The 10,431-nt window shown below is 69.0% G+C and carries 6 protein-coding genes; 4 read left to right on the forward strand and 2 right to left on the reverse strand.

Annotation, left to right across the window (positions count from 1 at the left end; genetic code table 11):
- Positions 1-886, reverse strand: an 886-nt coding sequence (locus FL311_RS36550) for a DUF4011 domain-containing protein (protein ID WP_141332309.1), incomplete at its 3' end; no start/stop codon positions are given.
- 61 nt (positions 887-947) lie between these two features.
- Positions 948-1,391 carry an HIT family protein gene (locus FL311_RS36555; RefSeq protein ID WP_141332310.1) on the reverse strand — a complete coding sequence of 148 codons (444 nt, stop codon included), beginning with the start codon at positions 1,389-1,391 and terminating at the stop codon, positions 948-950.
- Between the two features lie 245 nt (positions 1,392-1,636).
- Between FL311_RS36555 and FL311_RS36560 the strand changes: the two genes are divergently transcribed.
- The 4 genes from FL311_RS36560 (at position 1,637) to FL311_RS36575 (ending at position 10,224) form a co-directional block, all read left to right on the forward strand.
- Positions 1,637-3,310, forward strand: coding sequence for a carboxypeptidase-like regulatory domain-containing protein (locus FL311_RS36560; protein ID WP_141332311.1), 1,674 nt, complete (start codon positions 1,637-1,639; stop codon positions 3,308-3,310).
- A gap of 567 nt (positions 3,311-3,877) precedes the next feature.
- On the forward strand, positions 3,878-5,674 hold the full coding sequence (locus FL311_RS36565) for an Ig-like domain-containing protein (protein ID WP_141332312.1): 1,797 nt from the start codon (positions 3,878-3,880) through the stop codon (positions 5,672-5,674).
- 151 nt (positions 5,675-5,825) lie between these two features.
- The gene (locus FL311_RS36570) at positions 5,826-6,296 is read left to right on the forward strand and encodes a response regulator (protein ID WP_141332313.1); all 471 of its coding nucleotides are present in this window, start codon (positions 5,826-5,828) and stop codon (positions 6,294-6,296) included.
- Between the two features lie 121 nt (positions 6,297-6,417).
- Positions 6,418-10,224, forward strand: coding sequence for a bifunctional serine/threonine-protein kinase/formylglycine-generating enzyme family protein (locus tag FL311_RS36575; RefSeq protein ID WP_141332314.1), 3,807 nt, complete (start codon positions 6,418-6,420; stop codon positions 10,222-10,224).
- Positions 10,225-10,431: the final 207 nt, after the last annotated feature.

Consider the following 10,431-nt stretch of genomic DNA (forward strand, 5'->3'; position numbering starts at 1 on the left):
GGCCTGTCTGCTGTTCCAGCCAGGCGAGCAGGGCGGTGTTGGGGGCGACGCGGTCGACGCCTTCCTCGGCGCCCTCGAGCTCCACCGAAGGGGTGCGCCCCTTCTTGAGGGTGATGCGCACGGGGACGAAGGCGATGGGGGCCAGGATGCGCCGGGTGCCGAAGCCGCGCTTGTCCTTGGGGCCCGGGGGGAGCTGCAGCAGCGGGAAGCCGACGTGGAGGACGTGCGCGCCGGTGTCCTGCTCGAAGATGCGCGCGTCCTCGACGATGGCGGCGAGCTTGCGAAGGAGGGCCTGTTGCTCCTCCTCGGCGCGGGTGGGGGAGGGGCGGTCGGCACGGGCTTCGTCAGAGGACTCGTCCTCGAAGGCACGCTCGTCGCGGGTGATCGAGGGGGTGTCGCGCTCGATGCTCACCTCGCCTTCGGGCTGGGAGGATGCGGCGAGCGCAATCGCATCATCCGCCACGGGGGTGGTGGGCTCGTCGCGGGTGTTGTCCTCGTGGCGCGTCGAGGTGCTCGCCGCACGAGGAGGGGCGGGGTTCTCGTCGCGGGTGTTGTCCTCGTGGAGCGTCGAGATGCCCGCCGCACGAGGCGGGGCGGAGTTCTCGTCGCGAGCGTCGGCGGCCAGGCGAGCCGAGGCGCCGCCGGGCGCGGCCAGACGTCCCTTCGACACAGGAGGCTTCACGGCGAGCCGGACCGTGGCCTTGTCCCCGAGGAGCGCGGCCAGCACGGCGTGAGGAGAGGTGCCGTCGAGTCGGGTCAGCGTGGCCAGGTCCAGGCGCTGGCGGCTGTGGTGGGGGCGGCAGTTGAGGCTTGGGCCGGAGGCGAGCGCGGCGTAGAGGCGCTCGAGCATCTTCTCGAGGACGCGGTTGCGGGGCTCGGACGACACGGGCGGTACCTCTCGGGAGGAGGGAGAGGGTGGGTCTACCACGTCCCCCCGAGTGGGGACCTCAGCCGGACAGTGCGGCGGCCAGGGCGCGGGCGGCGGCCTCCAGCGCCTCGGCGGGCAGGTGGTCGGCGACAGGGGCGTCGAACACGGCGCGGCCCCACAGGCGCTGGGGCGTCCCGGCGAAGCGAGGCACCAGGTGCAGGTGGCAGTGCCGGAGCACGTCGCCAATGGCGAAGGCATAGGCGTGCTCGGCGCCGAGGACCTCGCGTTGGGCCCTCATGACGCGGGCGGCGAAGGCCCCCAGCTCTCGGGAGGTCGCGTCATCCAGCTCGTACCAGGCGCGGGCGTGCTGCTCGCTGGAGATGACCACCCACCCCGGCACGGGGCTGGGACCGGCGACGCCGTGCAGCACGAGCCCGGGAGCGCGAGCCAGGATGCCTCCGACGGGGCGGTGCTCACCGCGAGTGATGGCGCAGCCGAGACACGGTTCATTCACATCCACCATGCGGGCAAGGTATCAGCCATCCGCTCAGGTAACGCGTCTCAATGGATGAGATTCAACCCATCAGGGTCTGGATGGACCCTGCTGTCGGACCCTGGAGGTATGTGATCGCCGGGGCATGCCACCGAGTGGCGATGCACCCGCGACTGTCGCCTTCTTGACGGGGAGGGCCCGGGTCGGAGAGTGTCCGATGCGCGCTCTTTCGGGGTTTTGGGGCGTCAGAGCCAATCCAATACAAGGTGGGGAAGATGAAGAAGCATCTGGTCATGGCCGTGGTGCCGTTCCTGGCGCTCGGGTGTGGAGACGATTTCAAGGACGAGAACGGGGACGGAATCGCGGACGGCGTGCGTGAGCCGGACAACGTCACGGTGGTGACGCCGGCGACGCCGAAGGGGACGGTGTCGGGCCAGGTGTTGGGGACGGACCTCAAGCCGCTGGCGGATGCGTCGGTGGAGATCACGATTGGCAGCTCGGATGAGCCGCTGGCGGGGACGACGGACGCGAAGGGCAACTTCGAGTTCAAGGGAGTCCCGGCGGGCTCGCAGGTGCTGTTGACGTTCTCGAAGACGGGTTATGCGACGCTGCGCGCCACCTCGGAGGTGCCTTCGTCGGCGGGCAACGTGCCCATCAACAACGCGAACGTGAGCTTCGGTCCGGTGACGCTGACGCGGCTGGATGGCTCGCTGCGCTTCCTGCTGGTGACCCCGCAGGGGCGCCCCGCGGCGAACGTACGCGCGACGCTCGAGGCGTCTCCCGCGGGCACGGTGGTCCTGTCGAACGGTGACAACACGACGGGCGTGGTGAGCACGGTGGTGGTGGAAGCGACGTCCGACGAGCAGGGCGTGCTGCTGTTCCAGAACATCCCGACCGCGCAGGAGCTGGCGCGCTTCACGAACCAGACGGGGCAGTACCGTCTGTGGGTGGCGCCGACGGACTCGAACGGCGACGGCGTCCCGGAGATCAACGGCTACGTGGATACCTACTCGGCCGCGTCCGTGGTGTCGGTCGGCACCACGCGCATCCTCAACCTGCCGGCGTCGCGCCCCACGGGGAGCGCGTTGGTCGTCGAGTCCAGCAACGTGGCCATGCTGCGTGGAGCTTCGAGCTCGCAGCCGCTGCACAACATGGTGCGCCCGGGCGAGCCCATCTATCTGTACTTCAACCAGCCCGTGCAGCAGGGCTCGCTGCTGGCGCGCCTGACGGACGAGTACGCCAAGGAGGCGCTGCCCGTCACCGTGGCCCTGGGGAACGGCGGCTACAGCGCCACCATCACCCCCTCCACTGGCGCGATTCAGACGGGCAAGGAGTACAACCTGGACCTGAGGGCCGTCTCCGTGGAGACGGGGCAGCTCTACGAGCGAGTCGGCTTCTTCTTTGGCGGTGAGCCGACGGCCCCCGCGGCGGTGACCATCACGGAAGCTCGTTACAGGGAGAGCTCGCTTCCTCCCGCTGCGCAGCAACTCACGACAGGGGAACGAGTTTACTTCACCTTCAGCTCGCCCCTCTCCCCGTTGCGTGTCGGGGACGGGCAGGTCCAGGTCTTGTTCAATTACGACCTCGACGGCAATGGCACTGTGGGTGGTGTCTCATACGGTGAGGTCAATAACATCAGTGGACAGGGCTTCCCCCTGTACGTGGATGAGCCGACCGCGCCGTTCATCACGAATGCAAGCCAGCCCGAGCGGCCCGTTTTCGCCATCACGAGATCCGGATTCAGCACCCGTTATTACTTCACGTTCGAGCATCCCTCGGGGGCGGCTTATGCGCCCATCAATCCGACCCTTGTTTCCGGGTTCACGGTTGCATTCTCGAAGCTGGCCAGCCGTGGCATCAACCAGACGTACGAAAACATCTGGGGCCAGCCTGTCGTCACGGACCTCACGGTGACTGGCCTGGGCATCACCCCCGCCCCGACTCCCTGAGACAGCCCCGCCGAATGATGGCTCGACGTATCGCCGTCCGAGGCTGATGACGCCCCCGTGGATTTCCACGGGGGCGTTTGTGTTGTGCGCCCAGCATGGGCGTGGGTTGGAGGTGAAAGTCCTCTGGGTGAGCTGGTCGCAGCGAGCCCGAGCGAACCGCAAGGGGCCGACCGCGAGGAAGGTTCCGGAGGAAGCGGGGAGTGGAAGCGCGAGTCGACGCACAGGAAGCGGATACGAGGCGCCGCGAGTCAGGGCGAGCGGGCAACACACCGCGAAGCCCTCGCGACCAAGGACGGACGGCGTAGATCCGACGGCTGCGCGCCCAAACCCACGACTCTTACCTGGGGAGACCTCGCTTTACGCCTGAAAGGGCGACGGCCGCTGGGAAGCAGGCCGGAGCGAGGAGTCAGCAGAGGCCGTAGTAGCGGCGCTCCCGCTCGAAGGTAGAGGTGAAGCCCAGTTGACGGAGTGTCCTTCCATGTGGACGCCCGTCTGCTACTTGAGATTTCTTCAGGGGCCTCGTGAGTGACCGGGCTCCGTCCGGGGGCTGCGCGAGGCCCGGCATCGATGGAACGCAAATTGCCCTCCTGTCACGTCATGCGTCATTCCACATTGCGTCTTGTCGTCGTCTCCCTCGGGCTTCTCTGGAGCGCTTGCATCGATATCCCAGACATCCATGTGGAGGAGCCTCCGGTAGTCGAGCTCGACGCTGGGGTGCCCACCGTGGGGACACGGCTCATCCTCTCCCGACAGACGACGAACGGCGGTGTCGACCTCCAGGTCGAATTGACGGGAGCCTCACCGGAGAAGGTGGAGTTGCTGGTGGATGGTATTGCGGTGGAGACGTTGCTTCCTCCGTACAGGCTGCGTCTGGAGACGCAGACGTTGTCAGAGGGTGGTCACGAGTTGCTCGTGCGGGCGACGCTGGCGGAGCAGGTGTCCTTGAGCGAGCCACGAGTGCTTATGGTGGATAGAACAGCTCCGGTCCTCTTGTCGCGTGTTCCCAGGCCAGGCGACTCTCAAGTCCGAGCAGATCATGCGGTTCGCGCTGAGTTTTCGGAGGCGCTCGACCCGGCGTCGGTTCATGAGGACTCCGTTCGCCTGGAGGTGGACTCCAAAGTCATCGCTGGGGACGTGGCCTTGTCCTCCGACGGTAGGGTGTTGACGATAAGTCCAGTGAGCCGGCTGCCGAAGGATGTGGCTGTCGAGGTGGTGATGGATTCCTCTGTGTCAGACTTGGCTGGAAACTCGATTCAGCGAGGTGATGAATGGCGCTGGACGGTTCCTGGCTTCCTTCCTCTGGGTAGTGCGCTCACCAGCGACCCTCCTCAATACAGCACGCCCACTTTTCCCGAGGTGCTCGTCCCGACGTCGGGACTGCCCTTCGTGGCATGGGGAGACAGTGGTAGTGGAGGCGTGTTCATCCAGCAATGGACGGGTGCTGCCTGGGAATTGCTGGGCGGAACTCCACTGAGGGTTGCTGGGCGGGTCACCTATTTCAACGCGCGCCTGGATGAGGCTCAGCACCCGGTGGTGGGGTGGCTCGACGATGAATTGGGGGAAGTTCATATCCGGCGATGGACAGGGAGTGAATGGGTCTCGATGGGAGATGTGATTCGTGCCCCGAAAACCTACTGCTGGGGACTCTCCTTGAGAACGAATGGGACGGGGCGCTGGTTCGTGAGCTTCGCCATCCGCGAGGAGTTCTTCGTCTATGAATGGGATGGCACAACCTGGCTTCAACGGGGCCTGTTTCGACCCGCGGAAAACTGGCGCGTGGGTTCGACCGCGCTGGAACTCGATGGAGGCGGGAACCCTGTTGTCATCTGGGGAGAGATGAGTGCCACTGGCAATACCTTTCACTACGAGACGCGCTGGTGGAGTCAGGGAGAATGGAAGAGCACTCCTTCGTCGCTGGGGCACCCGGTTGGGTGGGTCTGGGGCACAGGGGCGCCTGGTCGCCCGCTCGTAGCGATTCATGATGCGGCGGAGCTCAAGGTCTGGGAGTGGCGGAGTGCTGTATGGCGCGAACTTGGCGCCGCCTTCAAGGAACGGTTCCCCGGTGGTCCACGGGCCGAAGTGCGGCGCTTCGCCTTGGACTCATCCGGGGAACTAGTGGTCCTCCTGGGGGAGCCAGAGGTTGATGGGAAACCCGAGACGCTGCACCTGCGGAAACTCGTTGGTGGCGAATGGGTTCCACTGGAGGGAGTGCTTCGTCCTCCGCCCGGCTTGACACCCAATCTCGCATCACGATTCGGCATCACTCCTGACGGACGGATCCTCGTGGCTCGAATCGAATCTGAGGGTCAGCCGCCGAATGAGCATGAGCAGCACCGCGTGCAGGTCTACATCTCCAACGACTGACCCCGCGCCAAGGGGCCACGTCGTGCACCACCGTTCTCCATTGAACGGTGGTGGGGTGCCCCCTGGGGTGATGTGGGGTGGGCGCGACGACGGATGCGTGCATAGATTGTCGTGTCCACCGCTGTTTCCCTACACGCGAGGCACCTGCTTCATGAAGCGCACGGCCACCCAGACTTCGGAAGAGCCGGTGGCGGACGCGACCCCGGCCGTGTCCCCCGTGAACCGCAAGCGCATCCTCGTCGTCGACGACTTCGACGATGCCCGCGAGATGTATGCGGAATACCTGGAGTTCGTCGGCTTCGAGGTGGACACCGCCCGGGACGGCGCCGAGGCGGTGGAGAAGGCCCAGTCGAGTGAGCCGGACATCATCCTCATGGACCTGTCCCTGCCCGTCATGGACGGCTGGGAGGCCACCCGACGTATCAAACAGGACACTCGGACCCGCGATATCCCCGTCATGGCGCTGACCGGCCACGTGCTCGCGGGCAACGCCGAGCACGCCCGCGAGGCCGGCGCCGACGAGTTCGTCGCCAAGCCGTGCCTGCCTTCGGACCTGGAGAACAAGATCCGAAACATGCTCAAGCCGAGCAAGGCGCGTAAGCCGAACGGACAGGAAGGCTGACACCTCCCACCGGCGGGAAGTGACGACCACCCGACATCGGGTGGCCGCTCCCGGCGCGCCCCCGCCCTTTCGGACGGGGGAAGGGGTTGCCGCTGGACGTCCGGATGCCTAGCCCGTGGGAGTGGGCACCCCCGCCACTTCCCGGCCGCCAGACTCGTGGACTCCTCCGGAGGAGTTCGACGAGTACCGAATCGTTCGGCCCATCGGCCGGGGACGCACGGGGCGGGTGTACCTGGCCCAGGACACCCTGCTCGAACGCCCCGTGGCGGTGAAGTTCATCCCCGCCCTCGGCCCCAATGCGCTGGCGCGCTTCCTCGTCGAGGCCCGGGCCGCCGCCCGCATCCAGCACCCCAACGTCGTCACCCTCTACCGGGTGGGACAACTCGACGAACAGCCCTACCTCATCTCCGAGTTCATCCGCGGCGTCAGCCTGGACCGGCTCGTCAAGCCCCTGCGCTGGGAGCGCGTGCTCGCCATCGGTCGGGACCTCGCCCGGGGCCTCAGCGCCGCCCACCGCCGGGGCGTCCTCCACCGCGACATCAAGCCCGGTAACGCCGTGCTCACCGAGAGCGGCGCCGTGAAGCTGCTCGACTTCGGCCTCGCCAAGCTGCTCGACGGCGCCGTGGGCGACGAGGTGCCCCCGGCTCGCACCACCACCCCACCCGAGCTCCCCGTCGACCTGGACCCGGAGCTCAACCCACACTTCTCCGCGCGCTCGCTCGACGGCGTCTTCCTGCCCTCGCTGCCCCAGGGCGCCCTCGTCGGCACGCCGTACTACATGTCCCCCGAGGCCTGGGCCGGCGAGGACCTGTCGGCCCGCAGCGACGTGTACTCGCTGGGCATCGTCCTCTATGAGCTGTGCGTGGGCCGCGGCCCCTACCGCGACGTCGTCTGGCGCGAGCTGCCTCACGTCGTGCGCACCCAGGACGCCCTGCCCCTGGGCGAAGTCTCTCCGCAGGTGGACCCGACCTTCGCCGCCATCATCGACCGCTGCCTGCGCCGCGAGCCCTCCGAGCGCTTCGCCTCCGCCGCCCAGCTCCTCGAGGCCCTCGAGGCCCTGTCCCGCGAGGACACGCCCACCCACGTCCCCGAGGGCAATCCCTATCGCGGCCTGCGCGCCTTCGAGGCTGAGCACCGCGCCCTCTTCTTCGGCCGCCGCCGCGAGTGCCGCGCCGTGCTGGAGCGCCTGCGCGGCGAGTCCTTCCTGCTCATCACCGGCGACTCCGGCGTCGGCAAGTCCTCCCTGTGCCTCGCCGGCATCCTCCCCGCCGTCGTCGAGGGCGGGCTCGAGGACGGCCGTCGCTGGCACACCGTCCGCTTCGTCCCGGGACGCAAGCCCCTGGTCGCGCTCTCCGCCGCGCTCGCCTCGCTCCTCGCCACCGAGGAGGAGCTCCTCGCCGAGGCGCTGCGCGCCGAGCCCGCGTGCCTCGCCCGTCGCCTGCGCGCCCGTCTGGGCGCCCGTGAGGGCCTGCTCGTCTACGTGGATCAACTCGAGGAGCTGGCGACGCTCGCCGAGCCCAACGAGGCGGCGCTCGCGGGCCAGGCGCTCGGCAGCCTCGCGGAGGGGGCCAGCGGGGTGCGGCTGCTCGCCTCCAGCCGCAGCGACTTCCTCACCCGGCTCACCGCCGTGCCCGGTCTGGGCGCCGAGGTCCCGCGCGCGCTGTACCTCCTGCGCGCCCTTACCGCCGAGGAGACCCGCGAGGCCGTCACCGGCCCCTCACGCGTGAAGGGCGTCCGCTTCGAGTCGGAGTCCCTCGTCGACGCGCTCGTCACCGCCGCGGCCGAGGGTGGCCTGCCATTGCTCCAGTTCGCCCTCGCGGAGCTGTGGGAGGCCCGCGACACGAAGACGCAGAGCATCACCCAGGCCGCGCTGGACTCGATGGGCGGCGTGGCCGGAGCCCTGGCCCGACACGCGGACGCGGCCGTGGAGCGCCTGTTGCCTGACCAGCGCGTCGCGGCGCGAGGCGTCCTGCTCCGGCTCGTCACCGCCGACGGCACCCGCGCGCGCAAGACGGACCGCGAGCTCGCCGGAGACGACCCGCGCTACCAGGCCGCGCTCGAGGCCCTGGTCCGCGCGCGCCTGCTCGTGGCGCGCGAGGCCCCGGAGGGCACGTCCTACGAGCTGGCCCACGAGGCGCTCCTGTCGGGCTGGGATTCGCTCGCGCACTGGCTGACCGAGGCCGCCGAGCGGCGCGAGGTCCAGGCGCTGCTGGAGACGGCCGCGGCCCACTGGGAGAAGCACCACCACTCGCGCGAGCTGCTCTGGGGCTCGCGTCAGCTCGCCGAGGCGGCGGTGCTGGACGTGGCCGAGCTCAACCGCCGCGAGCGCGACTTCCTGCGCGCCTCCCGCCGCACGCTCATCCGCAGCCGCGGGCTGCGCCACGCGCTCGTGGTGGGCTTCCTCCTCTCGCTCGGCCTCGTGTACGGGGGCCTCAAGCTGCGCGAGCGCTGGAGCCTGGAGCGTCAGGTGCGCGCGGAGCTCGAAGAGGCGCGCAAGTCGCTCGAGTCCGCGCTGGAGACCAAGGACCTGCTCCACTCCGAGCGCTCGGAGGCCTTCCGTCTCTACGGCAGCGGCCAGAAGCCCGAGGCGGAGCGGCTGTGGGGCAAGAGCGTCGCGCGCGCCGCGCAGGTGCGCCATCGCTTCGATGGAGTCGCAGGACGACTCGAGCGGGCCCTCGCGCTCGCGCCCGAGCGGCCCGAGGTCCGCGACGCGCTCGCCGACTTCCTCTTCGAGCGCGCCCTGTGGGCCGAGCAGGACGGAGAAGTGGCCATGGTGCCCACGCTGCTCCAGCGCCTGCGCCTCTATGACGCGCACGGTGCGCGCTGGCGGCGCTGGACCGCACCCGCCCGGCTCACCCTGGGCGTCGCCGCGCACGACGTGCAGGTGGAGCTGCGTCCGCTGACGCGCGACACGCTCGGCAACGAGCAGCCCGGTGAGCCGCTGCCGCTGGAGTCCGAGCCCTGGATGGACGTCTCCGTGCCACCGGGCGCCTATCGGCTCACGTTGCGCGCGCCGCACCACGAGGCCGTGACGCAGCCGCTGCTCCTGCGTCGCGGAGAGGCACGGCGACTGGAGTTGCGCCTGCCGCGTGAGGGCTCGATTCCCTCGGGCTTCGTCTTCGTTCCCCCGGGCGAGGTCCGCTTCGGCAGCGCCGCGGACGCCAGCGTGCGCGAGTTCTTCAACGCGGTGCCGCAGCACGCGGTGCAGGTGCCGGGCTTCCTCATCGCGCGGCATGAGGTGACGTACGCGGACTGGCTCGTCTTCCTGGAGACCCTGTCCCCCGAGTCACGCGCCGCGCACAGCCCTCGCGTGGGCACGGGGGGCTATGTGGGGCACCTCTCGCTGGACCAGGTGGACGGTGTCTGGCGGCTGCGCTTCCAGCCCGGCAACGTGCCCTACGAGGCCCGCGCGGACGAGCCCATCCGCTACGCGAACCGCACCCGCCGCGGGACGCAGGACTGGCTGCGCTTCCCGGTGAGCGGCATCTCCTTCTCCGACGCGGAGACGTACGTGTCCTGGCTGTCCTTCAGTGGAAGGGTGCCGGGAGCGCGGCTGTGCTCGGAGCTCGAGTGGGAGCGCGCGGCGCGCGGCGTGGACGGACGAGAGTTCCCGCACGGCGACAGGCTGGGCCCGGACGACGCGAACATCGACACCACGTACGGCAAGCAGCCCGGAGGCTTCGGCCCGGACGAGGTGGGCAGCCACCCCGCGTCACGCAGTCCGTTCGGCGTGGATGACATGGCGGGCAATGTCTGGGAGTGGACCCGCTCGTGGCTGGAGCCGGGGCGCGCGGTGGCGCGAGGTGGGAGCTTCGCGTTCGCGGCCACCTCCGCGCGCTCGACGAACCGCGAATTGCCCGAGCCCTCGTTGCGCGACGTGACGATGGGCCTGCGCGTGTGCGCGGACCTGTCCGCACCCAGGCCGTGAGCCCGCTCGGATGTGTGTCCGAGGAGTGGCCCGGCACAGGACGTTGGAACCACCCGTTCACCCTGTCGTGCCTGCTCGCCACCCACTCGAGGGGGGGAAGACTGTCGTGGGCTCATCACTCCTCCTTGCGAGCGGGCAGGCTCCTGCGAACCTTGTGTCCAGTCTGTCTCTTATACACCTCTGACGCTGCCGACGAAGCTAGAAGTG

This window comes from Myxococcus sp. AB025B (assembly GCF_006518215.1).
Lineage (GTDB): Bacteria > Myxococcota > Myxococcia > Myxococcales > Myxococcaceae > Myxococcus > Myxococcus fulvus.

What these genes read in the sequence shown, in the direction of transcription:
- FL311_RS36565 (WP_141332312.1), top strand. Translation starts at nt 3,878, where the DNA reads ATGGAACGCAAATTGCCCTCCTGTCACGTCATGCGTCATTCCACATTG.
- FL311_RS36560 (WP_141332311.1), top strand. Translation starts at nt 1,637, where the DNA reads ATGAAGAAGCATCTGGTCATGGCCGTGGTGCCGTTCCTGGCGCTCGGG.
- FL311_RS36555 (WP_141332310.1), bottom strand. Translation starts at nt 1,391, where the DNA reads ATGGTGGATGTGAATGAACCGTGTCTCGGCTGCGCCATCACTCGCGGT.
- FL311_RS36570 (WP_141332313.1), top strand. Translation starts at nt 5,826, where the DNA reads ATGAAGCGCACGGCCACCCAGACTTCGGAAGAGCCGGTGGCGGACGCG.